Origin of the sequence: Nocardia sp. NPDC059154, from assembly GCF_042755705.1 — a bacterium.
Taxonomy (GTDB): domain Bacteria; phylum Actinomycetota; class Actinomycetes; order Mycobacteriales; family Mycobacteriaceae; genus Nocardia.
Map to the genome: position 1 here is coordinate 40,080 of NZ_JBHZCS010000001.1, position 26,719 is coordinate 66,798.

The window sequence follows — 26,719 nt, forward strand, 5'->3', positions numbered from 1 at the left end:
TAACGCGGCCTGCGTGAGCCCGATGAACAATGTCGGTGCACGCGGCGGTATGGGCAATGACGGACAGGATGAGGACAGGCTGCATGATTCGGGTGGTCGGGGACCGGAAGATCGAGCTCGTGGCGGTGGCGGCATGACCCGCACGGCTCGCGTACGTCCCACCCGGACCCGTCGTGGACCCCACATTCCGACACTGCCGCAGCTGCTGGCGACCGCGGTCGAGGCCAATCCGGGCGGCCTCGCCGTCACGGTCGCCGACGCCGACCGCGGCCTGGCCGCGCTGAGCTACGCCGAACTCGACGAGCGTTCGAACCGGCTGGCACGCCTGCTCATCACCCGCGGCATCGGCCCGGAGGATCTGGTCGCGGTCGGTATCCGCCGCTCGCTGGAGTCGGTGGTGGCGGTGTGGGCGGTCGCCAAGACCGGCGCGGGCTTCGTCCCCGTGGACCCCAACTATCCGGCCGACCGCGTGCGGCACATGATCTCGGACTCGCGGGCGGTGCTGGGCCTGACCGTGGCCGACACTCGCTCGAGCCTGCCGACCACGCTGCCCTGGCTGGAACTGGACACCGAGGAGATCGCGGCCGCCGCCCAGGGCTATCCGGCCGAACCGGTCACCAATGCCGACCGGGCGCGCCCGCTGCGGGCCGAACATCCGGCCTACGCCATCTACACCTCGGGTTCGACGGGCCTGCCCAAGGGCGTGGTGGTCACCCACACCGGTCTGGCCGCGCTGACCGCGGAGATGCGCGAACGCTTCGGCATCGGGCCCGAGTCGCGGGTGCTGCAGGTCGCCACCCCGTCCTTCGACGCCTCGATCATGGAACTGCTGATGGCCATCGGCGCGGCCGCGACCATGGTGGTCGCGGTGCCCGAGGTGTACGGCGGTGACGAACTGGGCCGCCTGATCGCCCGGGAGCGGGTCACCCACGGCCTGATCACGCCGTCGGTACTGGCCTCGCTGGACCCGGATCAGCTCACCACCATGGAGGCCATCGTCGGTGGCGGCGAGGCCATTTCGGCCGAGCTGGTGCGCCGCTGGTCCGGCGACCCGTCCGGTCGCCGCCGCTTCCACAATGCCTACGGCCCGACCGAGGCGACCATCGCGACCAATATCTCCGATCCGCTGTCCCCGGACCGGCCGGTGACCATCGGCGCCCCCATTCGCGGCGCCGGCGCGTACGTGCTGGACGAATGGCTGCGGCCGGTGCCGATCGGCACCCCGGGCGAGCTGTACATCGCCGGTGCGCTGCTGGCGCGCGGATATCACGCGCGGCCGGAACTGACCGCGGCCCGCTTCGTCGCGAACCCGTTCGACGGGGGCGCGGGCGCCCGGCTCTACCGCACCGGTGACCTGGTGCGCGCCAATGCCGCCGGTGAGCTGGAGTATGTGGGCCGCAACGACTTCCAGGTGAAGATCCGCGGCCTGCGCATCGAGCTGGGCGAGATCGACTCGGTGCTCGCCGGGCACGAGTCGGTCGACTTCGCGGTCACCGTCGGTCACGAGGTGAACGGCCGCGCCACCGCGCTGGTCTCGTATGTGCATGCGGCCCCGGGCTTCCCGGTGGACACCGCGGTGCTCTCGGAGCTGGCCGAGCGGACGCTACCCGCGCACATGGTGCCGGCCGCCATCATCGTCCTCGACACCATCCCGTTGACGCCCGCGGGCAAGCTGGACCGCCGCGCGCTGCCGGAGCCGGAGCTCGAGGTCACCGAGTACCGGGCCCCGGAGACGGCGGCGCAGCAGGCGGTGGCCGAGGTCATCGCCGAGGTGCTACGCCTGGACCGGGTCGGCCTCGACGACGACTTCTTCAGCCTCGGCGTGGATTCCATCACCGCCATCCAGATCGTGTCCCGGGCCCGGGCCCGGGGTCTGGGCTTCAAGCCCAAGGAGATGTTCGCCGCCCGCACCGTGGCCGCGCTGGCCGAACTCGCGGTGCCGGTCGACACCGCCGCCGCCACCGAGGAACTCGCCACCGGACCGCTGGTCGAGCTGAGCGCCGACGACGAGGCGCGGCTGCGCGAGCGCTACCCGAACCTGTCGGAGGTGTGGCCGCTCACCCCGCTGCAGACCGGCATGCTGTTCCACGCGCGGCTGGCCGAATCCTCCGTCGACGCCTACATGGTCCAGTTCGCCCTCGACCTGGCCGGTGAGATCGACGTGGCGCGCGTGCACACCGCCGCCCGCGCCATGCTGGACCGGCACGTGAACCTGCGGGTGGTCTTCGCCGAGGACAGCGCGGGCAATCCGCTGCAGGTCGTTCTCGACGAGGTCGAACTGCCCTGGCAGTACCTGGATCTCAGTGACCGGGTGCCCGCCGAGGCGCTGGCCGAGACCGACCGCTTGATGGCCTTCGACGTGGCCCGCCACTTCGACATGAGCACCGGGCCGCTGCTGCGCGTGGCGCTGTACCGCACGGCCGCCGACCGCTACCGGGTGTGCGTCACCAGCCACCACATCCTCATCGACGGCTGGTCCATGCCGCTGCTCATCCAGGACATGCTGCTGCTGTACGCGGCGGGCGGCGACGCGGCGCAGATCCCGGCGGTGCGGTCCTACCGTGACTACCTGGCCTGGCTGGCCGCGCGCGATCACGCCGCGGCGCGGGAGGCGTGGCGCGAGACCCTCGACGGGTTCACCGAGCCGACGCCGCTCGCGGCCGTCGATCCCTCGCGTGAGATCACCTCGGGCATCGGCGAAGTCGCCTTCCAGCTGTCCGGGGACGACACCGCCGCGCTCACCAGGGTGGCGCACGAGGCGGGCGTCACCCTCAATACCGTCGTGCAGGCCGCGTGGGGTCTGCTCATCGGCCGCAGCACCGACCGCGACGATGTCGTCTTCGGCGCCACCGTGTCCGGCCGTCCGCCGCAGCTGGCGGGCATCGAGACCATGATCGGCCTGTTCCTCAACGCCATCCCGGTACGGGTGCGGCTGACCCCGGGCAGCACGCTCACCGAGGTGCTGCGGGCGCTGCAGGACGAGCAGGCCGCGCTGCTCGACCACCACTATGTCGGGCTGGGCGAGATCCAGGAGATCGCCGGAGTCGACGGGCTTTTCGACTCCATCGTGGTGTTCGCCTCCTTCCCGGTGGACGAGGAGTCCCTCGACGACGCCGCCGCGCCCATCGACGGCGCGGGCATTCTCGGCGCGTCCGCGGTGAACGGCACCCACTACCCGCTCACCGTCATGGTGCAGCCGCGCGGCAAGGGCCTCGGCTTCGGCGTGAAGTACCTGCGCGACCTCTTCGAGGAGGACGCGGCCCAGGCCATCGCGCACCGGCTCTCGGCGCTGCTGTCCCGGATCGCCGCCGACCCGCGGGCGCAGGTGGCCGCGGTGGACGCGCTGCTGGACGGCGAGCGCCGCGAGCTGGCGGCCGTCAATGCCACCGAAGTGCCCGAGCTGCTGGACGATTCGACGTTGCTCACCCTGTTCGACGCCCAGGTGGCGCGGACCCCGGACGCCCCGGCCGTGATCTTCGGCCGCACCACCCTGACCTACGCCGAGCTGGACGCCCGCTCCCGCCGTCTCGCGCAGGAGCTCACCCTGCGCGGTGTCGGCGCGGAATCCCGGGTGGCCGTGGCCATGCGGCGCGGCATCGATCTGGTGGTCGCCGTCTACGCGGTGCTGCGCGCCGGCGGCGCGTACGTGCCGGTGGATCCCGATCACCCGGCCGAGCGCAACGAGTACGTCCTCGCGGGTTCCGCGCCGGTGTGCGTGCTCACCCGCGCGGCCGACGACTTCGAAACCGCCTCCGGCGTACCGCTCTTCTTCGTGGACGCGCTCGCGGGCGCGGACCCGTTCGTTGAGGTCGCGCCCGCGGGCGTGGGCCCGGACAATGCCGCCTACGTCATCTACACCTCCGGCTCCACCGGCCGCCCCAAGGGCGTGGTCATCACGCACCGGCAGATGGCCAATCAGTTCCGCTGGGCCCAGCGCACCTACCCGCACCGCGCGGGCGACGTGGTGCTGCACAAGACGCCCATCACCTTCGACATCTCCACCTGGGAGCTGTTCTGGCCGTTGCAGACCGGCGCGGCCGTGGTGGTGGCCGAACCGGACGGGCACCGCGACCCGGCCTACATCGCGCGCACGATCGACGAATACGCCGTCACCTCCGTGCATTTCGTGCCGTCCATGCTCGACGCCTACCTCGACGGCGCGGCCCGGCGGCACCCCTCGCTGCGCTGGGTGTTCGCCGCCGGTGAGGCCCTCACGGCGGAGAGCGCCACGAAATTCGCTGCCGCGCTGCCGGATACCGAGCTGGTGAACTGGTACGGCCCGGCCGAGGCGACCGTGGTCACCGCGCATCCGGCCGAGCGCACCCACGGCGTCGCCGTGCCGATCGGCAGCCCCGTCGCCAATACCCGGGTGCTGGTGCTGGATCGGCAGCTGCGGCCGGTGCCCTTCGGTGCGGCCGGTGAACTCTATGTCGCCGGCGTGCAATTGGCGCGCGGCTACCTCGGCGCGCCCGCGCTCACCGCCGAACGCTTCGTCGCCCACGAGGACGGGCAGCGGCTCTACCGCACCGGTGACGTGGTCCGCTGGATCCACGACGGCGCCTCGCATGCCCTGGAGTACCTGGGCCGCAGCGACTTCCAGGTCAAGCTGCGCGGCCAGCGCATCGAGCTCGGTGAGATCGAGACCGTGCTGCTCGGCCACCCGGCCGTGCACCGGGCCGCGGTGTCGCTGGTGCGCGGCGCGAGCGGCGACCGCCTCGTCGCGTACGTGGTGCTCGAGGACGGCGCGCAGGTCACCGACGCCGAACTGCTCTCGCACACCCGAGAATCCGTGCCGTCCTACATGGTGCCCTCCGCCGTGGTGCGGCTGGACGCCATGCCGCTCAACGCCTCCGGCAAGCTGGACCGCAAGGCACTGCCGGTGCCGCAGTTCCAGGCCCGCGAATACCGCGAGCCCGCCACCGCCGCCGAGCGCACGGTGGCCGAGGTGTTCGCGACCGTGCTGCACCTGGACCGGGTGGGCGCGGACGACGACTTCTTCGAGCTGGGCGGCAACTCGCTGAACGCCACCCGGGTGGTGGCGCGGCTGGGCGCCGCGGTCGGCACCCGGGTGCCGGTACGTGCCCTGTTCGAGGCGCCCACCGTCGCGGAACTCGCGAATTCGCTGGGCGCACTGGACGATTCGGCCGTCGCGCCGCTGCGGCCGATGCCGCGGCCGGAGCTGGTGCCGCTGTCCTACGCGCAGCAGCGCATGTGGTTCCTCAACCGCCTCGACACCGATGCCGCCACCTACAACCTGCCGATCGCGCTGCGCGTCACCGGCCCACTCGACGTGCCCGCGCTGCGCGCCGCCGTGGCCGACCTGGTCGCCCGGCACGAGGTGCTGCGCACCTACTATCCCGAGCACGAGGGCGTCGGCCACCAGGTGATCCTGGACGTCCACGAGCCCGACGCCATGCCGTCGCTGCCGGTCGTCCCGGTCACCGAAGCCGAGGTGGCGCAGGTGGTCTCGGAGGCCGCCTTCGCGCCCTTCGATGTGACCACCGCCCCGCCGCTGCGGCTGCGGCTGCTGCGCCTGGACGCCGAGGACCACGTGCTGGTCTGCGTGGTCCACCACATCGCCGGCGACGGCTTCTCCGGCGGCCCGCTCACCCGCGACTTGATGACCGCCTACTTCGGCCGCATGCAGGGGCAGGAACCGTCCTGGACCCCGCTGCCGGTGCAGTACGCCGACTACGCGCTGTGGCAGCGCGAAAGCCTCGGCGACGAACACGATTCCGGCTCGCTGCTGGCCCGCCAGTTCGACTACTGGCGCTCCGCCCTGACCGGACTGCCCGATCAGCTGGAGCTGCCCACCGACCGGCCCCGGCCGGTGGTGGCCTCCGGGCGCGGCGCGGTGCACGCCTTCGATATCGATCCGCATGTGCACGGCGCCCTGAACCGGGTTGCGCAGCAGCACAATACGACGCTGTTCATGGTGCTGCACGCCGCCTTCGCGGTGCTGCTGGCGCGGGTGTCCGGCACCCGCGACATCGCGATCGGCGCGCCCATCGCGGGCCGCGGCGAGGCCGAGCTGGACAACCTGATCGGCATGTTCGTCAACACCCTGGTGCTGCGCACCGAGGTCGACCCCAACGCCAGCTTCGCCGAACTGCTCGCCGCCGTGCGGCAGACCGACCTGGCCGCCTTCGAGCACGCCGACGCGCCGTTCGAACGCATTGTGGAGCTACTGGATCCGCCGCGCTCGCAGGCCCGGCACCCGCTGTTCCAGGTGTCGCTGACCGTGCAGAACATGACCCCGGCCGTGTTCGAACTGCCCGGCGTCACCGTCTCCGACGTCGACCTGACCGTGCCGGTCGCCAAGTTCGACCTGGACCTGACACTGGTCGAGCGGACCACCGCCGACGGTGTGGCACAGGGCATTTCGGCCGCGTCCACCTATGCCACCGACCTGTTCGATCCGGAATCCCTGGATCGGCTGGCCGAGCGGCTGCGCCGCACCCTGGTCGCGGTGGCCACCCACCCGGAGCGGGCCGTCGGCGACTTCGACCTGCTGGCCGTGGACGAACGGCAGCGGGTGCTGTCGGACTGGAACGCCACCGCCGTCGACGTCGCGGCCGGGCTGCCCCGCGCGGCCACCGCGACCCTGGTGTCGCTGTTCGAGACCCAGGCGCTGCGCACCCCCGACGCCATCGCCCTGGTGCATGAGGGCGAGCAGCTCACCTACGCCGAGTTCTCGGCCCGCGTCCACCGCCTGGCCCGGCGCCTCATCGCCGAGGGCGTCGGACCGGAATCGCTGGTGGCCCTGCACATCCGGCGCTCGCTGGACTTCGTGACGGCCGTCTATGCCGTGCTGGCCGCGGGTGGCGCGTACGTGCCGCTGGACCCGGACCAGCCCGCCGAGCGCATCGCGCACGTGCTCGACACCGCCGAACCGGTGTGCGTGCTCACCACCTCCCGCGACGCCTTCGACGCGGGTGCGCACCCGGTGATCGAGGTCGACACCGCCATCCTCGCGGGATACGCCGACCACCCGGTCATCGACGTGGAACGCCGTGCGCCGCTGCGCGCGGAGAACACCGCGTACGTCATCTTCACCTCCGGCTCCACCGGCCGCCCCAAGGGCGTGGCCGTGCCGCACGCCGCCGCCGTGAACCAGATCCGCTGGATCACCGCCGAATACGCGCTCGACGGCGACGACATCGTGCTGTTCAAGACCCCGGCCACCTTCGACGTGTCGGTGTGGGAACTGTTCGGCCCCTTGGCCACCGGCGGCCGCATGGTCGTCGCCACGCCCGACGGGCACCGCGACCCGCTGTACCTGGCCGATGTCATCGCCGCCGAACGGGTCACCCTCACCTCGTTCGTGCCGTCCATGCTGCGCGCCTTCTCGGCGGCCGCCGATCCCGCGCTGCTGACGTCGCTGCGGGCGCTGCTGGTGGCCGGTGAGGCGTTCACCTCCGACGCGGTCGACGCCTTCCGCGCGATCAGCCCGGCGGAGCTGCACAACCTGTACGGCCCCACCGAATTCACCGTGCACGCCACCTACGCGCCGGTCGCCGGCGTCTCCGGCGCCGTGCCGATCGGCGGCCCGGTCTGGAACGCCCGCGCCTACGTGCTGGACTCGCGCCTGCACCCGGTCGCCCCCGGCCTGGTGGGTGAGCTCTACCTGGCGGGCGCGCAACTGGCCCGTGGTTACGTCGGCCGCGCCGACCTGACCGCGGATCGCTTCGTGGCCAGCCCCTTCCGCCGCGGTGAGCGCCTGTACCGCACCGGCGACCTGGTCCGGTGGAACACCGACGGCAACCTGGTCTACCTGGGCCGCACCGACTTCCAGGTGAAGCTGCGCGGCCTGCGCATCGAGCTCGGCGAGATCGAGGCCGCCCTCACCTCGCACGCCTCCGTGGACCAGGCCGTCGTCGTCATGCGTTCCGACTCGGACCTCGGCGACCAGCTCGTGGCCTACGTCGTCCCCGAGAGGTCGAACACACAGGTTCGCGGCGCGTCTCGATTCTGGACTGACGGAGCGGGGGAGCGAAGCGGAGGAGCGGAGGAGGGAAGAATCGAGACCTCCAGCGCCGCGAACCCGCCGGAGCGCAGCGGAGGCAAATTAAGCACAGCGCTGAAGGCGCACCTGGCCGGCCGGCTGCCGTCCTACATGGTGCCCGCCGCCCTGGTGGTGCTGGACGCCATGCCGGTCAACGCCAACGGCAAGCTGGACCGGAAGGCGCTGCCCGCACCGGAATTCGAGGCCCGCGAGTTCCGCGCCCCGGTCTCCCCGGTCGAGCAGACCGTCGCCACCGTCTTCGCCGAGACCCTCGGCCTCGGCCACCCGGTCGGCCGCGACGACGACTTCTTCGCCCTCGGCGGCAACTCCCTGGTCGCCACCCAGGTGGTGGCCCGTCTCGGCGCGGCCCTCGACACCCGCGTCCCGGTCCGCATTCTCTTCGACGCGCCCTCGGTGGCGGCGCTGGCCGCCGCCCTCGAATCGGCCACCGGCACCGGCCGCCGCGCCCTGGTGGCCGGTCCGCGCCCGGAGCGCATTCCGCTGTCCCCGGCGCAGCAGCGCATGTGGTTCCTCAACCGCTTCGACACCGAGTCCGCCGCCTACAACATCCCCGCCGCGGTCCGGCTCACCGGTGCCCTGGATGTGGCTGCGCTGCGCGCGGCCGTCGCGGATGTGGTTGCGCGCCACGAGATCCTGCGCACCATCTACCCCGAGACCGACAACGGCCCCGTGCAGGTGGTGCTTCCGGTCGCGCAGGCGACGCCCGTCCTCGAGGTCCGCTCCGTCGCCTCCGGCGAGGTTCCCGACGCGGTGCTCGCGGTGGCCTCGCACCTGTTCGACGTCACCACCGAGGTGCCGCTGCGCATCGCGCTGTTCGAGATCACCGACGCCCCGGGCGAATACGTGCTGGCCCTGGTGATCCACCACATCTCCGGCGACGGCTCGTCGGTGACCCCGCTGACCCGGGACCTCATGGTGGCCTACGCCGCCCGGTCCATGGATCTGGAACCGGCCTGGCAGCCGCTGCCGGTGCAGTACGCCGACTACGCCATCTGGCAGCGCGAACTGCTGGGCGACGAGCACGATCCGCAGTCGGTGGCCGCCGCCCAGATCGGCTACTGGCAGCAGGCCCTGGCCGGACTGCCCGACCAGCTCGACCTGCCCTCGGACCGGCCGCGCCCGGCCGTGCAGTCCTTCCACGGCGGAAAGGTCGAGCTCGATATCGACGCCGCCGCCCACCGCGCACTGGTGGAGCTGGCGCGCGCCGAGGGCGCGACGCTGTTCATGGTCGTGCACACCGCGCTGGCCGTGCTGCTGGCCCGGCTCTCGGGCACCGGCGACATCGCCATCGGCACCCCGATCGCGGGCCGCGGCGAGGAGGCGCTCGACGATCTGATCGGCATGTTCGTCAACACCCTGGTCTTCCGCACCCGGGTGGACGCGGGCGCGAGCTTCACCGAACTGCTGGCGCGGCAGCGCGAAACCGACCTCGCCGCCTTCGCGCACGCCGACGTCCCGTTCGAGCGCCTGGTGGAGGTGCTCAACCCGGTGCGCTCCACCGCCCGGCACCCGCTGTTCCAGGTGGGCCTGTCCTTCCAGAACCACAGCCAGGCCGGTCTGGAACTGCCGGAGCTGACCGTCGCGGGCCTCGACATCGACACCGAGCTGTCGCAGTTCGACCTGCACCTGATCGCCGCGGACCGCTACAGCGAAACCGGTGAGCCCGCAGGCATTCTCGGCCACTTCACCTACGCGACCGCCCTGTTCGACCAGGCCACCGTGGAAGGGTTCGCCGAGCGTTTCGTGCGGCTGCTGACCAGCGTGGTGGCCGAACCGGCCACCCCCGTGGGCGAGGTGGAGCTGCTCGCCACCGCGGAGCGGGCCCGAATCCTGCAGGGCTGGAACGACACCCGGCACGAGGTCGACACCCGCGCCACGCTGGCGTCCCTGCTCGACCGGACCGTGATCGCCCACTCCGGGCGGACCGCCCTGGTCGCCGACGGCGAGGGCGAGCTGACCTACGCCGAACTCGCGCAGCGGGTCAACCGCCTGGCGCGCCACCTGATCTCGCTGGGCGTCGGCCCCGAGTCCCGGGTGGCGCTGGCCCTGCGGCGCTCGACCGACCTGGTGGTGGCCATGTACGCGGTCACCGCGGCGGGCGGCGCGTACGTGCCCGTCGATCCGGATCAGCCCGCCGAGCGCACCGGCCACATCCTGGAATCGGCCGCGCCGGTGTGCGTCCTCACCACGAGCGCGACCGGCTTCGTGACCGGTCTCGCACCGATGGTCCGCATGGACGAGCTCCCGACGGATTCGGTGCCGGCCGGGCCGATCACCGACGCCGAGCGGGTCGCGCCACTGCGGCCGGCGAACACCGCCTACGTCATCTTCACCTCGGGATCGACCGGCCGCCCCAAGGGCGTGGCCGTGCCGCACGCGGCGATCGTCAACCAGTTGCAGTGGAAGACAGCGGAATTCGATCTCGGTGTCGACGACGCGGTACTGCTGAAGACGGCGTCCACCTTCGACCTGTCGGTATGGGAATTCTGGTCCGCCGCCGTCTCGGGCGGCCGCCTGGTCATCGCCGAGCCCGACGGCCACCGCGACCCGCTGTATCTCAACGCGCTCATGGCCCGCACGGCTGTGACCGTGCTGCACACGGTGCCGTCCATGCTGGATGCGCTGCTGGCCGAATCGAATTCGGCCGTCGGACTGGGCGCGCTGCGGCGCGTGCTGGCCATCGGCGAGGCGCTGCCCGCGACGCTCGCGCAGCGGTTCCGCACCGCCTTCCCGGCGGTGGGCCTGTACAACCTGTACGGCCCGACCGAGGCCGCGGTGTCGATCACCAACCACGAGGTCACCGCCGCCGACCGCGTCTCGGTGCCGATCGGCGCACCGGAATGGAACAGCCGCGTCTACGTGCTCGACGCCAGGCTGCGGCCGGTGCCCGCCGGGGTGCCGGGCGAGTTGTATCTCGCCGGTGCGCAATTGGCGCGCGGCTACTTCGGGCGTCCGGATCTGACCGCGGATCGCTTCGTGGCCGACCCGTTCGCGACCGGCGAGCGCATGTACCGCACCGGTGACCTGGTCGCGTGGAACTCGACCGGCGAGCTGGAGTACCGGGGCCGCACCGACTTCCAGGTGAAGATCCGTGGTTTCCGTATCGAGCTCGGCGAGATCGAGGCGGCGCTGCTGGCGCTGCCGGAGATCGCGCAAACCGCGGTGCTCGCCAAGACCGACGCCAAGACCGGCGACCGGCTGGTCGCCTACCTGGTCCCGTCCGGCTCGGATATCGAGGTGCCGCAGGTGAAGTCGGCCCTGTCGGCGGCGCTGCCGTCGTACATGGTCCCGGCCGCCTTCGTGGTCCTCGACGCCCTGCCGTTGAACGTGAACGGCAAGCTGGACCGCGCCGCGCTGCCCGACCCCGAATTCGAGGCGGCCGTCTTCCGTGCCCCGGCCACCGCCCTGGAACAGACCGTCGCGGAGGTCTTCGCCGACGTGCTCGGCCTGGAGCGGGTCGGCGCGGACGACGACTTCTTCACCCTCGGCGGCAACTCGCTGCTGGCCACCCAGGTGGCGAGCCGCCTGCGCACGCTGACCGGCGCCGAGGTCCGGGTGGCGTGGTTCTTCACCGCGCCGACCGTGGCCGGACTCGCCGCGCAGATCCTGGCCGCGCTCGAGGGCGAACACGACTTCGACTCGAATTCCGAAGCCGGACTTCAGGTCGTGCTGCCGATTCGCGCCACGGGCACCCGGACGCCGATCTTCTGTGCCCCGCCCATGTCCGGAATGTCGTGGTGCTACGCCGGGCTGGCGCGGTTCCTCCCCGAGGACCAGCCGCTGCTCGGCCTGCAGTCGCCCGCCCTCACCGAGGCCGACTACGACCCGGCCGACCTGGCCGACGTGGCCCGCCGCTACGCCGCCGAAATGCGCGCCATCCAGCCGGAGGGTCCCTACCGGGTGCTCGGCTACTCGCTCGGCGGCATCCTGGCCTACGCCATCGCCACCGAGCTGCAGGCCGCCGGACAGCAGGTCGACCTGGTCGCCATCCTGGACTCCTACCCGGAGTCGAAGTCCGACTTCCGGACCTCGATCCTGGACGAGTTCGCCACCATCGGCGTCGGCCCCGAGGCCTTCCCCGACGGCGACCTGCTGAACCTGAGCGAGGAGGCGCTCACCGCGCTGCACGGCGCGGTGCCGCCGGACCTCGGCGTCCTCACCCTGGACCGCCTGCGCCGCATCTACCGCGGCGCGGTGCGCAGCCTGGAGCTCGAATCGCAGTACCGGCCGCGGCATTTCGACGGCCGTGTCGAGCTGTTCCGGGCCGAGTTCCTGAGCGCCGGTGTCCCGCAGGCGAAGTCGTCCGCCGACTGGCGGCCCTACGTCAGCGGGACCGTGGGCGAGCACCCGGTGCCCGGCACCCACCAGCTGATGACCACCGCGGAAGCCCTCGCCGTGATCGGCCCGGTGCTGGCCGGCCTCATCGATCGCGCCGACACCGAACCGGCCGTAGTGTCCGAACCTGTCGTGCGGTCCGAACCGGCTGTGTGGTCCGAACCGGCTGTGCTGTCCGGCGATACCGCCGCTGCCGCCGAGCCGGTGGGCACCCTGCCCGAGCTCATGGCCGCCGCCGTCGAGGCGAATCCGGACGGCGCGGCGGTGATCATCCGCGGTCGTGCCTTCACCTACGCTCAGCTCGACGCCGAATCCTCGCGTCTGGCACGGGTTCTCATCGATCAGGGCGCGCGCCCGGGCACCCGGGTGGCCGTGGCGCTGCCCCGCTCGGTGGCGCTCATCCTCGCGGTGTGGGCGGTCGCCAAAACCGGTGCGACCGTGCTGCCGGTGGATCCGGCCACCGGTGACACGGGTGCGATCGACCACCGGACCACGCACGGCCTGACTCTCAGCGCCGCGACGTCCGCGCTGCCTCCGCTGGCCGCCGCCGGGGAGTGGCTCGTGGTCGACGATCCGCGCGTCGGTGCGGACGTCGAATCCCGTTCGCCCGCACCGGTCGCCGACTCGGACCGCCGCGCACCGGTCGCGCCCGGCGACGCGGCCTGGGTCGATCGCGCGGCCGACGGCTCCGGCGAGGTGGTGCTCGCCCAGGCGGACCTGCACGCGATCGCCACCCGGACGCTGTCCTTCGGCCTGCACGGCGAGGCACGGGCGATCTATCTCGCGGCGGCCGGGTCGAGCCTGTCGCCGCTGGAACCGCTGCTGCCGCTCGGCGCCGCCGCCGCCCTGGTGGTCGCACAGCACCGCGCCTACGAGCCGGGCGAACTCACCGAGCTGCTCACCCGCGAGGCGGTGACCCACCTGGTCCTCGCCGAACCGGTGCGGGACGCCCTGTCCCCGGCGGTCCCCGCGGATGTACGGATCATCGCCGCCGAGGACCTGCGCGCCCGGCCCGTGGCCGGCACCCGTGACGACGCCGTGTCCGCTCCAAGCGAGCCGGCGTCCGCCACAGACGAATCCATGTCCGCCGCAGGGCATTCCGAGGAGCTCGAGGTCGACTGGGCCACCACCGCGGTGCTGCCGGTGATCCGGCCCGAGGATCTCGAGCGGTCGGTGAAGCTGCGCGATCCGGAACAGGCCGCCGAACCCGAATCGGTCCGGGAGTCCGAGCCGGATCCCGATATCGCGTTCCGGCCGGTTGCCGAGCCCGAGCCGGTGAGTCCGGCCGCCGCCGTCGCACCGCAGAACGACGTGACGGCCGCGCCCGAGGAGACCGCACCGGCCGCGCTGCCGCGCGTGGCCGTCAAGAACCCGGTCATGGGGCCGAGACTCAGTGCGGTGGGCGAGGTTTCGCCGCTGCCCGCGGGCGCCATGGGCCTGCTCGAGGTGGAGCCGTCCGGGGTCTGGGTCCGGGCCATCACCCTCGATATCGCCGCGGGCATCTCCGGCACCCGGGTACGCCGCTCGGTCGCCGGACTGCTGGACCGGCATCCGGGCCTGTGGGCACGACTGCGCCGCAATGGCGACGCGGTGGCGCTCGACATTCCGGCCGCCCAGCCGCGCGGCGCCGCGGTGGTCTGGCAGATCGACCCCAACCTGGAGGCCGTCGGTGACCCCATCGAGGCCGTGATCCACGCCGCTGCCGCCGAATTGGACCCCGAGAAGGGGTACAACATGCGCTTCGTGCTGGTGGAGAACGTGGCGACCGACCCGGCGGAGGACCCGCAGGACCGGCCCGCCGCCGTGCTCGTCGTGGTCGCCAACGGCCTGGTCGTGGACGACGCCTCCTGGCGCACCGTCATCGAGGACCTCACCGCCTCCTGGTCCGGCGGTCACGCCACCCCGCACAGCGCGGACGCCCACCCGCTCGGCATCGCCCGCGCGCTGGCCGAACGCGCCCTGGACGCCGACACCATCGACGAATTGGACTGGTGGCGCGGCCGGCTCGCCGACGTCGCGGAGGGCGTGTCGCCGGAGCTGGTGCTCGGCGACGCCGATTCCGGCGCCCGCGGCCGGGTCTCGGTGTCCATCACCGGCGAGGGCGCGGCGGCCGTCGACGGCGTGGCGCGCCGCTACGGCGCCAGCATCGACGACGTGCTGCTGGCCGCCCTGGCCGCCACCCTGCTCGACCCGGGTGCCGAAACCCTGCGCGACACACTGGGTTCGGTGGTGCGGCTGATCGCCGACGGCCGCACCCCCGGCGATCCGGCCGGACTGCGAACGGTCGGCGCGTTCAGCACCACCTACCCGTTCCCGCTGCGCCTGGACGGCGTCGACCTCGCCGAGGTGCGGGCCGGCGGCCCGACCGCGGGCGCGGTGATCGAGCAGATCCGCGACCGGGCCCGCGAAGTACCCTCGCGGGGAGTCGGTTTCGGGCTGCTGCGGCACCTGAACCCGGAGACGGAGGCGGAGATCGCCGTACTTCCGGTGGGCCGCATCGGCTTCCGCTACCGTGACCTGCGCCCGGCCCGGGTCTACCCGGAACCGGTCGCCGACGACCTGTACCTGGACGTCACCGTCGACACCAGCCAGGACGGCCTGATCGCCCGCTTCGATTTCGTGGGCACGGTGCTCGGCCTGGACCAGGTCAAGCAACTGGTGGAGGGCTGGGTGCAGGCGCTGGGTGGACTCGCCGAGCACGGGCGCTGACGCCCGCGGTGTGACCGACCCGTAGTATCAGCTGAATTCGACACGAGATGAAGGTGCGAAACATTGATTCGTCGACATGTCCGGAACGGGCGGCGCGGGCTGCGAGCCGCGGCCTTCCTTGCTGCCACAGCGGTTCTCACCGGTCTGATGACCGGCGTCGGTGGCGGCACCGCCTCCGCTGACCCGATCATCGACGGCAAGAAGCTGCTGGCCGATCCGGTCTCGGCGGATGGTTCGAAGATCACCAAGGCCGAGATGAAGGACGACCGGAACATCCGGCTCTATGTCTACTCCGCGGCCATGGGCGCCACCTACCCGGTCGACGTGCAGCGGCCCGCGGACACCTCGGTGCCGCGCCCGACCCTGTACCTGCTCAATGGCGCGGGCGGCGGTCAGGACGACGCCTCCTGGGTCAAGAAGACCAATATCGTCAACGGCTTCCTGGGCGACAAGAACGTCAATGTCGTGCAGCCCATCGGTGGCAAGTGGTCCTACTACCAGGACTGGGACAACGACGATCCGGTCCTCGGCCGCAACAAGTGGACCACCTTCTTCAGCGAGGAACTGCCCCCGCTGATCGACGCTGCCCTCGGAACCAACGGCGTCAACGCCATCGCCGGCATCTCCACCTCCGGCACCACCGTGCTCACCCTGGCCGAGGCCAAGCCGGACCTGTACAAGTCCGTCGCCGCCTACTCGGGCTGCGCCCAGATGGCCGACCCGCAGGGCCAGGAGTTCATGCGCCTGACCGTCGAGACCTGGGGCGGCGGCAAGCTCGAGAACATGTACGGCCCGGCGGATTCGCCCGAGTGGGCCCAGCACGATCCGGTCATCAACGCCGACAAGCTGCGCGGCATCAACCTCTACATCTCCTCCGGTAGCGGTCTGCCCGGCGTGTACGACACCCTCAACGGCGCGTACGCGCTGCCCGGCGCCTACGGCCTCGCCAACCAGATCATCATCGGTGGCGTGATCGAGGCCGGCACCAACTTCTGCAGCCACAACCTGGCGAACAAGCTGAACTCGCTGGGCATCCCGGCCACCTACAACTTCCGGGCCACCGGCACCCACTCGTGGGGCTACTGGAACGACGAGTTCATCAACTCGTGGCCGGTCCTGGCCCAGGGCCTCGGTATCTGACCGAAAGTCCACGCGGACAACGCAAGACAGCCCGGCACCGACACGGTGCCGGGCTGTTGCGCGTTATGGCTGTGGTCACAGCTTGGTAGGAAGGGCTAAACAAAAAGTTCGGGTACCCGTAAACTCGGTGTGTGAGTACCACCTTGGCCGATCAGCGCAGCCCGTTCCAGCGAGCGCGGTCGGCCGCGGTGCTGCTCGGTCCGGCCTTCGTCGCCGCCATCGCGTACGTCGATCCGGGCAATGTCGCCTCCAACATCAGCGCCGGTGCGCAGTACGGCTACCTGCTGGTGTGGGTGGTGGTCATGGCCAATGTGATGGCCGGGCTGGTCCAGTTCCTGTCCGCGAAACTCGGCCTGGTGACCGGCAAGTCGCTGCCGGAGGTGGTGCGGGAGAAGTCCGGCCGTCCGGTGCGGCTCGCGTACTGGGCGCAGGCCGAGACCGTGGCGGTGGCCACCGACCTCGCCGAGGTGGTGGGCGGGGCGATCGCGCTGAACCTGCTGTTCGGACTGCCGCTCATGATCGGCGGCATCATCACCGGCATCGTGTCGATGATCCTGCTGCTGATCCAGAATCTCCACGGGCAGCAGCCCTTCGAGCGCGTCATCACCGGCCTGCTCGGCATCATCGCGATCGGATTCCTTGCCTCCCTGGTGTTCTCGCCGCCGTCGCCCTCGGAAACCGTGGGTGGCCTGGTGCCCCGCTTCGACGGCTCCGGCAGCGTGCTGCTGGCCGCGGCCATGATCGGTGCGACCGTCATGCCGCACGTGGTCTACCTGCACTCCGGCATGGCCCGCGACCGGCACGGGCATCCGGAGGTGGGCGCCTCGCGAAACCGGTTGCTGCGCATCACCCGGTACGACGTCGGCCTGGCCATGCTGCTGGCGGGCACGGTGAACCTGGCCATGCTGCTGATGGCGGCGAGCACGCTGCGCGGCCGCGACGGGGTGGACACCATCGAGGGCGCGCACGCCGCGGTCCAGCAGGTGCTCGGCCCGGTGGCCGGGCTGTTGCTCGCGGTCGGCCTGCTCGCCTCGGGACTGGCGTCCACGTCGGTAGGTGCCTATGCGGGGGCCATGATCATGCAGGGCCTGCTGGACCGGCACATTCCCCTGGCCGTGCGCCGCGTGATCACGCTGATTCCCGCCCTGGTGGTGCTCGCGCTGGGGGTCGATCCCACTCGCGCCCTGATCATTTCGCAGGTGGTGCTGTCGTTCGGCATTCCGTTCGCGCTCATCCCGCTGGTGCGCCTCACCAGCGATGCCGGGCTCATGGGCGCGAACGTCAACCACCGCGTCACCACCGGCCTGGCCTGGCTGGTGGCCGCGGTCATCACCGCCCTGAACGTGGTGCTGATCTACCTGACCGTCGCCGGAAAGGGCTGACGCGCCGCGCTATTCGGCGAAGACCGCCCGGCGCTTCTGCAGCATGGCGGCCGCGCCCTCGGCGAAGTCGGCCGAGCCGAGCAGTTCGCACTGGCCGGCCTTCTCGGCGGCCAGGGCGGCGTCGAGCGAGGTCAGCGCCGCCGCATTGAGGGCGCGCTTGGTGAGCTCCAGGGCGCGGCGCGGACCGTGAGCGAGCTTGGCGACGGCCGCCTCCACCTTGGCGTCGAGCTCCTCGTCGCCGTACACGCCCGCGATCAGGCCGTGCTCCACGGCCTTTCGTGCCGGGAGCCGCTCGCCGAGCAGTGCCATCTCCGCGGCCAGCGGGCGACCGGCCGCGGCCGCCACCATGGCCGCCGCGCCGCCGTCGGGCATCAGGCCGATATTGATGAAGGCCAGCAACAGGTAGGCGTCCTCGGACGCGTAGGCCAGATCGGCGGCCAGCGCGAAGGCCACGCCCACCCCGGCCGCCGCGCCCTTGACCCGGGCGACGACCGGAACGGGGGAGTCGACGATCGCTTTGATCATCCGGTTGGCCACGTCCATGGTCATCTCGGGCGTGATGCCGCGTTCCTTCTCGCCCGGGGCGGCGGCCAGATCCGCGCCGGTGCAGAAGTCGCCGCCCGCGCCGGTCAGTACGATGACCCGCACGGCCGGATCCTGCGCAGCCGCGAGCACGGTATTGCCCAGGCCGGCCATGGTGTCGTAGCTGAGCGCGTTCTTACGCTTGGGATTGGTGATGGTGATATGCAGTACCCGCCCGTCCTGAACCGCTGTGTACCCCGGCGTGGTCGCGATGTCGGTCATCGGGCGCTCCCCAGATATATATGCGGCGGCGATGCCGCAGACTGTGTTCGGCTTTGCGAATTGTGGTTAACTTAGGGGGGTTCGTCCGGCACTGTCAACAGCCGGTGTTCGTCGAGAAGGAGAAACTGTATGGTCGCCGATCGCAGCGAGGCAACCCTCGCTTCCGCGCGACCGGACAGTAACTCCGGGCCATCCGACAGCGAACCCGGTCCCCGCCGCCGTCCCAAGAACCGCAAGGCCCAAATCGTGCGGGTAGCGGCCCGGGCGTTCGCCGAACGTGGCTACCATCCGGTCGGCGTGGACGAGATCGCGGCCGAGGTCGGCATCTCCGGTCCAGCGCTGTACCGCCACTTCACCAATAAATACGCGCTGCTGGTGGCCGCCGCGGAAATGGGCGCACAGCAATTGCTGGACGCCGCCAAGGCCGCCGACCATCCCGAGCTGGAACCGGAACCGCGACTCACCGCGCTGATCCGCGGCATCGCCGAGTACACCATCGACGTGCGCCGCGAGGGCGGGCTGTACCGGTGGGAGCGCCGCTACCTGGAACGCGCGGACCGCGACCGCATCCGCGTCATCTACGACGAACTGCGCGCCACCCTGGCCGCCGCGATCGCCCAGCTGTACCCCGACGCGGACACCGCCGACATCGAGCTGCGCGCGGCCGCGGTACTGAGCGCCATCGGCTCCATCACCGCGCACCGCACCGCGCTGTCCACCACCCGCCTGGTCAACCTGATCACCGAGATCTGCTGGGACCTGCTGCGCTGCGAACTGCCGCCCGCGCCCGCCCCGGCCACCGGCGACCCGCTGGTGCGCGGCCTGCCCGTCATCTCCAAACGCGAGCAGCTGCTCACCGAGGCCATCCGCATCTTCGGACGGCAGGGCTACCACGAGGCCAGCATCGAGGAGATCGGCGCCGCCGCCGGCATCAACGCCTCCAGCGTCTACCGCTACTTCGCCAGCAAGGCCGACCTGCTGGCCGCCGCCTTCCACCGCACCGGCGAACGGGTCGCCATCGGCAACAACGAGGCGCTGGCCGAGGCCACCAGCCGCGCCGACGCGGCCGTGCGGATCGCCGACCGGTTCTCCCGCATGACCTTCGCCATGCCCGAGATCCTGCCGGTCTACTTCTCCGAATTCTCGAATCTGCCCGCCTCCGAACAGCATCGGCTGCGCTCGGTGCAGCGGCAGAACGTGCTCGAATGGGCCAACCTGCTCGAGGGCGACCAGGTCGAAGCGCGCTTCCGGGTGCACGCGGCCATCGCCCAGGTCATCGATGTGGGCCGGCGCATCCGCTTCGACGGGCGACCCGAGAACCTGGCCCGGGTGAGCGCGCTCATGCGCGCCGTGCTGCTGGGCGTGCCCGCCGCCGAATAGCCTCCGGCGGCAGCCACTTCCACCGTCAGACCCGGTGCCGCATCCGGAACAGCGCGCGGGCCACCCGCAGACGGCGCGGATGCTTCTCGAAGGTGCCCGAGGTGATCTGGTCCGGCGGATGCTTCTCGGTGATCGTCTGCGGCCGCGCGAATTCCCGCAGCGTGCGCGGATCGCGAATGCGGCCCGGCCCGTTGACCCCGTAGACCGGGGCCGCGTTGACCGTGATGAGCTCGCTGCGCAGCCGGGCCGCGAACTCCGGGACGCTGCGGGTGTCACGCGTGAAAACCGAGACGGCGCGCGGCCTTTCGGCGGCGTTCACCCGATCGGCGGCCTCGTCCATGGTGGCCACCCGATTCACCACCAGCACCGGCCCGACCGCGTCCCCGGTGACCGCGGTGCTCACCTCGGGCACCTCGGTGAGCACGATCGGCTCGATATACGGTTCGCGGATCGACTCCAGGCTCCCGACCACCAGCCGCGCGCCCCGGGTGACGGCGTCGCGCACCTGGCGGCGCACCACGTCGATCTGGGCGTCCAGGATCATCGGGCCGTAGGAGGCGCGGCGATCCGCGCCCGGGCGCAGCCGCCGGGCCTGATCGGCCACCAGCTCCAGGAACGGTTCGTACACCGAGTCGGCCACGTACACGCACTGCACGCCCGCGGGCTGCTGACCGGAATTGGCCATGGCGCCGTACACCGCGGCCGCCGCGGCGGTGTCGAGCTTGGCGTCGACCTGGACCACCATCGACCCGCGTCCCCCCTGCTCGACGAGCAGGGGGGTGGACGCCTGCGCGGCCAGCGTGGCCACCTCCCGGGCCCCCGCGCCGGATCCGGCGTAGGCCAGCTTGTCCACGCGGGCGCGGCACAGGGCGGCGGCGGTGCCGCTGTCACCGGTGACCACCTGCAGCACAGGCTGATTCGGGGCGAGATGGTTCCAGGTGTCGGCCAGCCAGGCGCCCACACCGGGGGTCAGCTCACTGGGTTTGAACACCACCGCATTGCCCGACGCCATCGCACCGGCGATCGAATTCATCGGTGTCAGAACGGGATTCTGCCAGGGGCCGAGCACACCGACCACGCCCAGCGGCAGGTAGCCGACGGTGCCGGCCGCCTCGCGGCGCAGTGCGGCGCCCAGCCGGGTGCTGCGGCCCAGCGTCTTCTCCGCATGCCGCGCAACCCAATCCAGATGTTCCACCGCCAGCGTCACCTCGATGGCCGCGTCGATGCGCGGCTTGCCGGTCTCGCTGCTGATCAGCTCGACCAGATCGCGGGTGCCGCGGGCCAGGCTGCGTTTCCAGTCCAGCAGCCAGCGTTTGCGCGCGTCGAATCCCAGTGCCGCCCACCATTGTTCGGCACTGCGTGCCGAACGGACGGTCCGGGTGAGCTCGCCCGCGCCCATGCTGGCGTATTCGCCGACGACCTCCCCGGTCCGTGGGTCGAAGGACGTCAGCACCTTGGATCGGCGCGCACCGGCGCGCCCTGTTGCCGGCTGCGCCGACTCGGCCATGGTCAACCTCTCGTGGCCTGTGAATGTCTCTCCCCGCCAACGCCAGACTATGGTTCGAGTCGCAGATGCGACAAGGTAGCGAAATTGCCGCATACCGGCCGGTCTGCGCCTGGATCAGCAGCTATGCCGGAACCCTCCGGTTTGTGACCAAGCACACAGTTTGGAGAATGCTGCTTCGACAAAGAAACGGCCTTGTTTGGGATGCGCCGGTAACATCACGCCCGGCGGTGTGGATCATCCCGGCGGGCGGTAACGACCTATCCCCGCGGGATGTGGGGACCCGCCGCACGGGGCGACATCGTTCAGCCCGACCAGTCGATAGTGGAGAGTTGATGCCCAGCTTGGACAGACCGCAACCCGGAGCACCCGATGATCCGGCCGTTTTCGTCGAAGACGTCCGTAAGTCCTTCGGCGAGGTGCACGCGCTGCAGGGGATCAGCTTCACCGCCGCCCGCGGACAGGTCCTCGGCATTCTCGGCCCCAACGGGGCGGGCAAGACCACCACGGTCAAGATCCTGTCCACCCTGCTGCGCCCCGACTCCGGCATCGCCCGCATCGCCGGGCACGACGTGCGCTCGGACCCCGCCGCGGTGCGCCGATCGATCATGATGACCGGCCAGTACGCGGCCCTCGACGAGAACCTCTCCGGTCGCGAGAACCTCGAGCTCTTCGGCCGCCTGATGGGCCTGCCGCGCAAGGCCGCCCGGCAGCGCGCCGACAACCTGCTCGAGGAATTCGACCTCACCGGCGCGGGCCGCCGCGCGGTGCGCCACTACTCCGGCGGCATGCGCCGCCGCGTCGACATCGCCTGCGGCCTGGTGGTCCGGCCCGAGGTGGTGTTCCTCGACGAACCCACCACCGGCCTGGACCCGCGCAGCCGCCAGGGCGTCTGGGATCTCGTCACCGCCCTCAAGAACCAGGGCATCACCGTCCTGCTGACCACGCAGTACCTCGAAGAGGCCGACGTGCTCAGCGACAACATCATCGTGATCGACAAGGGCACGGTCATCGCCGAGGGCACCGCCGACGCCCTCAAGGAGAAGACCGGCGGCAGTTACTGCGAGGTCGTGCCGCTGGACCCGACCCAGCTGACCACCGTCGCCGACGCGCTCGGCGATCTGGTGCCCGACGCGGTCCGCGCGGATATGGCCGGCGGCGACCGGCTTTCGATCCCCGCCCCGAACGGTGCGGCCACCCTGTCGGAGGCCCTGCGCCGGCTCGACGCCGTCGGCGTCAAGCTCGCCGACATCGGACTGCGGCGGCCCTCCCTCGACGACGTCTTCCTCTCGCTCACCGGGCACTCCGGCAGCCACGAGGCCGCCGCCGACACGGCCGACACCGCGGGCGTGGCATGAGTGCCCCCGCGGCCGACGCCGCCGACCTGTTCGCCGGCGTACCACCCGCCCGGCCCAGCAGCTTCGCCCAGTGGCGCGCGCTCACCGGCCGCGTCGTCTGGGTGATGGCCACCAAGGGCGAACTCGCCGTCGCGGTGATCGTGCCGCTGGTGTTCACCCTCGGCTTCTACCTGCCGCTGAAGTACGTCATGCAGGTCCGCGGCATCCACTACGCGCAGTTCGTCATGCCGATCATCGTGCTGCAGACCATGTCCTTCACCATGATGTCGAACGCGCAGCTGGCCGCGTTCGAGGCCATGACCGGGCTCAACACCCGCATGCAGACCATGCCCATCGGCAAGCTGGTGCCGCTGCTGTCCCGGCTGTCCGCGGGCCTGGTGCGCTCGGTGGTCTCGCTCATCGCGGCACTGGGCTGGGGCCACCTGATCGGCTTCCGATTCGTCGCCGGCTGGGGACAGGCCGTGCTGTTCTGCGTGTTCTCCCTCGCCGTCGGCACCATCCTGGCCATCGGCGCCGACGGGCTCGGGTCACTGACCAAGAGCCCCGAATCGCTGAGCCAGGCCCTGACCCTGCCGACCCTCATCTTCGGCATGCTGTCCTGCGGCTTCGTGCCCGAGTCCGGCTTCCCCGCCTGGGTGCGGCCGTTCGTGCGCAATCAGCCCATCTCGCAGTTCTCCTTCGCGCTGCGCGACATGGCCGAGCACGGGGTGACCTGGCAGGTGTTGTGGGTGCCACTGGTGTGGCTGGGCGGCCTCGCGGTCGTCTTCACGCCGATGGCGATCTGGGCGAGTGTGAGGCGATCATGAGCAGTGCGGTGACGGCCCGAGTGGACGAACAGGATTCGGTGGTCGAAAAGGATTCGGCGGTCGAAGTGGAATCGTGGGCGGGACATCAGCCGCTGCCCGTGGTGAAACCGCGGTCGGAGCGCGCGCTCTCGATCTGGCTGGAACAGAGCCTGATTCAGTGCAAGCGCCTGCTCATCGGCTGGATGCGCGATCCCGCGACCACTATCCAGACCCTCGTCTACCCGGCGGCCACGCTGATCATGTTCCGGATCGTGCTGGGCGACTCCATCACCCAGGCCACCGGCATGCCCAGCATCTACGGCACCGTGCCGATGGTCATGCTGGTCGCGGCCATGTCCGGTTCGGTGGTGAGCGCGCTCGGCTTCAAGACCGAGAAGGCCACCGGACTGCTCGGGCGGTTCTACACCATGCCCATCCATCGCGCGGCCGGACTCACCGGGCGGCTGCTGGCCGAGGCGCTGCGGGTGCTCATCACCTCGCTGTTCGTGCTCGCCGTGGGCGTGTGCATCGGCTTCCGGTTCTGGTACGGGCCCGCGGCTTCGATTGCCATGCTGGGCATTCCGATCCTGTTCGCCATCGGGTTCGCGGTGCTGGTGACGGCGCTCGCCACGCTCACCGAGGGCGTGCTGCTGGTCTCGCTGATCGGCATCGTCAACACCCTGCTGATGTTCTTCAACTCCGGCTTCGTGCCGGTGTTCGCCTACCCGGTCTGGCTGCAGAAGACGGTCGAGAACCAGCCCATGAGCACCGCCATCGACGCCATGCGCGGACTGTCCTACGACGGGCCGATCGCGACACCGCTGTGGAAGACCGTGGCGTGGTCGGTCGGCATGATCGTGGTGTGCGCCTACCCCGCGATCCGCGGGTACCGGCGGGCGGCGGAGACCGGAGCCTAGACACGCCCGACCCGTTTCCCCGGGGCCGCACCGGAGTTGGAGTGGCGTGCGTCACGTTAAGGTGGGCGCCATGACTTACCTGGTTACCGGGGCAACTGGGTTCATCGGTCGATTTCTGCTTCCCGAACTCCTGAAACGCGGCGCGGACGTCCACGTCCTGGTGCGCCCGGGCGAAGACTCCGTGCTGCGTTTCAACCGCTGCCTGCGCGACTGGGGCGCCGCCGACCGGGTGCGCCCGGTGCGCGGCGACCTCGGCGCGCCCGGGCTCGGCATCGACACGGGCTGGATTGCGGCGCACCGCGGTTCGATCGACCACGTCTTCCACCTGGCCGCCGGCTTCGACACCCGCGGCGCGGGCGGCGGCACCCGGCGGGTCGCCGAACTCGCGGCGGCGCTGGAAGCCGGACGGCTGCACCATGTTTCGACGGTGCGCGTCGCGGGTGCCTGGGAGGGCCTGTTCACCGAGGACATGACCGACGTCGGGCAACTGCTCCCCACCCGCTCCCAGCGGGCCATGCTGCGGGCCGAACAGGACGTGCGCGAGCAGACCGCGGTGCCGTGGCGGATCTACCGGCCCGCCATCGTGATCGGCCATTCCCGCACCGGCGAGATCGACCGCGTCGACGGTCCCTACTACTTCTTCCGGCTGCTGCGCATGGCCGCGCAGCTGCCCCGCATCCTGCCCGTGATCGCGCCCGAACTCGGCGAAACCAATCTGGTGCCCGTCGATTTCGTGGCCCGCGCCCTCGACCACATCGCGCACCGGCCCGGCGACACACCCACCACCTACCACCTGGCGGATCCGCGCGAGCAGAGCGTCGCCGACGTCTTCAACCTCTTCGCCGACGAGGCCGGGGCGCCGCATCTCATCCAGGTCATGCCCAAGCAGACCCTCGACCTCACCCTGCGCGTGCCCGGCATGGGCTGGGTGTTGCGCCAGGTCGGCATCCCCATGGACGTCATCGAGGACACCGAACTGTCCTGCCGCTTCGACTCCCGCCGCACCGCGGCCGCGCTCGCCGGCACCGATATCAAGGTGCCGCCACTGGCCGCCTACGCCGCGATCGTCTGGAAGTACTGGATCGAGAACTGGGTCTGAGCCCTACCTCGGTCCGGCGTGCTACTGCGCGGTGTCCCCGGGTAGCAGATCCCCCCGGGGTAGCAGCAGGTCGTCCAGGGGGCGCGGGCGGCCGTAATCCCAACCCACCCAGCGGTTCCGGTTCCGCCAGCCGACCAGGTCGTAGCGCCAGCGGAACGGCCGGGTGGTGCCGACCGTCATGAACAGCGCCGTACCCAGCGCCGAGTAGTCGGCGTGTGCCGACAGCAGCGCGCGCTGCTGCCGGGGCGGGCGGGTGAAGAACGCGTCGAACATGGCGATGGACTGCGCGGTCGTCAGCCGGCCCAGGCCGTACACGCCCCGCATGCGCATCCAATAGACCAGGCGCGCCTGCCACGGCCACAGCGCCTCGACCGGATCGTCGCCGCGGCGCACCGCGGCCAGGGCGGTGTCCACCAGCGCCAGCGAATCCGCCACGCAGTAACCGGTGATCGGATGCATCATGCCGCCGCGCGAGCCGAACGGAATCACCCGGCCGCGACCGGCTTTCGGCGGCAGCTCGTCGAGCGGATAGTGGGCGGCCTCGGTCGGCTCGTCGCCGCGCAGCCGAATCCCGTGCGCCGCCAGCCGATTCAGGGTGCGCCGCCGCAGCTCGTGCTGCGGCATGCCGCCGCGCAGGCCCAGGCTGGTCTCCTCGAAGATCACCGTGCCGTCGCCGAGCGGCACCGAGTACAGGAACGACGGTGGCTCGTCCGGGCCCGCGCCGTTCTCGTCGCGCCAGTCCAGCAGCAGGCCCTCACCGGCGGTCACCATCGGGGCCGCGGTGTCCTCGTCCACGAAGATGCCGTGCGCGCTGGCGGTGCGCCGGGCGCCCGGCGCGGCCTGGCCGCGGGCATCGAACACGGTGGCGGCGCGCACCTCGGTACCGTCGGCCAGCTCCACCCGGTGCGCCTCCACCGTGCGCGCGCGGCCCGCGATGACCGTCGCGTCGTCCAGCGGCAGCGCGTCGAACAGGCCCTGCTTGGACAGCACGCAGTAGGGCCGGGGAATCCGGTGCTCGGTGGTGGTCCACACCGCGGGCGCCTCGATGCGGCTGGCAATCGCGCCGTGCCCCAGCCACTCCGGCAGCTCGTCCACCCAGCACGAGAAGGTCGGCGCCCACAGCCGTGCCGGCCGCGGATCCACCGCGACCACCCGCATACCCGCCGCCATGGCGCGATGCGCCAGCGCCCGCCCTGTGGGACCGAGCCCCACCACGCACACGTCGGCCGCCCCGCCGACCTCACGGCCACTCATACCCGCATTCAAACAGTCGCGTCCCG

General features: G+C 71.2%; 10 protein-coding genes and 1 pseudogene. 8 read left to right on the top strand and 3 right to left on the bottom strand.

Annotated features, from left to right (window positions below; translation table 11 throughout):
• Positions 1–205: 205 nt before the first annotated feature.
• The 3 genes and pseudogenes from ACFXN1_RS00140 to ACFXN1_RS00150 all read left to right on the top strand — a co-directional run.
• Positions 206–15,070 (top strand): annotated as a pseudogene (locus ACFXN1_RS00140) (amino acid adenylation domain-containing protein); the annotation flags it as partial.
• A 147-nt stretch (positions 15,071–15,217) separates the two neighbouring features.
• Complete coding sequence (locus ACFXN1_RS00145; protein ID WP_379382087.1) at positions 15,218–16,210, top strand: alpha/beta hydrolase; 993 nt, start codon at positions 15,218–15,220, stop codon at positions 16,208–16,210.
• A 131-nt stretch (positions 16,211–16,341) separates the two neighbouring features.
• Entirely contained in the window at positions 16,342–17,592 is a 1,251-nt protein-coding gene (locus tag ACFXN1_RS00150; protein ID WP_379444558.1) for an Nramp family divalent metal transporter, read from the top strand.
• Positions 17,593–17,601: 9 nt separating this feature from the next.
• Here ACFXN1_RS00150 and ACFXN1_RS00155 read toward each other — a convergent pair whose 3' ends face one another.
• Positions 17,602–18,396 (bottom strand): enoyl-CoA hydratase-related protein, encoded by a 795-nt coding sequence (locus ACFXN1_RS00155; RefSeq protein WP_379444557.1) that lies wholly within the window; start codon positions 18,394–18,396, stop codon positions 17,602–17,604.
• A 129-nt stretch (positions 18,397–18,525) separates the two neighbouring features.
• Here ACFXN1_RS00155 and ACFXN1_RS00160 point away from each other — a divergent pair, with 129 nt between their 5' ends.
• On the top strand, positions 18,526–19,776 hold the full coding sequence (locus ACFXN1_RS00160; RefSeq protein ID WP_379394409.1) for a TetR/AcrR family transcriptional regulator: 1,251 nt from the start codon (positions 18,526–18,528) through the stop codon (positions 19,774–19,776).
• 25 nt (positions 19,777–19,801) lie between these two features.
• Here the strand turns inward: ACFXN1_RS00160 and ACFXN1_RS00165 are convergent, their stop codons facing one another.
• Positions 19,802–21,283: an aldehyde dehydrogenase family protein gene (locus tag ACFXN1_RS00165; protein WP_379394411.1), complete on the bottom strand. Its 1,482-nt coding sequence runs from the start codon at positions 21,281–21,283 to the stop codon at positions 19,802–19,804.
• 332 nt (positions 21,284–21,615) lie between these two features.
• Here ACFXN1_RS00165 and ACFXN1_RS00170 point away from each other — a divergent pair, with 332 nt between their 5' ends.
• The 4 genes from ACFXN1_RS00170 (at position 21,616) to ACFXN1_RS00185 (ending at position 25,439) form a co-directional block, all read left to right on the top strand.
• Positions 21,616–22,638 (top strand): ATP-binding cassette domain-containing protein, encoded by a 1,023-nt coding sequence (locus ACFXN1_RS00170; RefSeq protein WP_379394413.1) that lies wholly within the window; start codon positions 21,616–21,618, stop codon positions 22,636–22,638.
• A complete protein-coding gene (locus ACFXN1_RS00175; protein WP_354830636.1) occupies positions 22,635–23,444 on the top strand; it encodes an ABC transporter permease in 810 nt (269 codons plus the stop codon). Before ACFXN1_RS00170 ends, ACFXN1_RS00175 begins: the two co-directional genes overlap by 4 nt.
• Positions 23,441–24,340, top strand: a complete 900-nt coding sequence (locus tag ACFXN1_RS00180) for an ABC transporter permease (protein WP_379381494.1) — start codon at positions 23,441–23,443, stop codon at positions 24,338–24,340. The genes ACFXN1_RS00175 and ACFXN1_RS00180 overlap by 4 nt, the downstream gene beginning before the upstream one ends.
• A gap of 70 nt (positions 24,341–24,410) precedes the next feature.
• Positions 24,411–25,439: an SDR family oxidoreductase gene (locus ACFXN1_RS00185; protein WP_379444556.1), complete on the top strand. Its 1,029-nt coding sequence runs from the start codon at positions 24,411–24,413 to the stop codon at positions 25,437–25,439.
• Between the two features lie 21 nt (positions 25,440–25,460).
• On the opposite strand, the gene ACFXN1_RS00190 is transcribed toward ACFXN1_RS00185, so the two are convergent.
• The gene (locus tag ACFXN1_RS00190; protein WP_379444555.1) at positions 25,461–26,693 is read right to left on the bottom strand and encodes a lycopene cyclase family protein; all 1,233 of its coding nucleotides are present in this window, start codon (positions 26,691–26,693) and stop codon (positions 25,461–25,463) included.
• Positions 26,694–26,719: the final 26 nt, after the last annotated feature.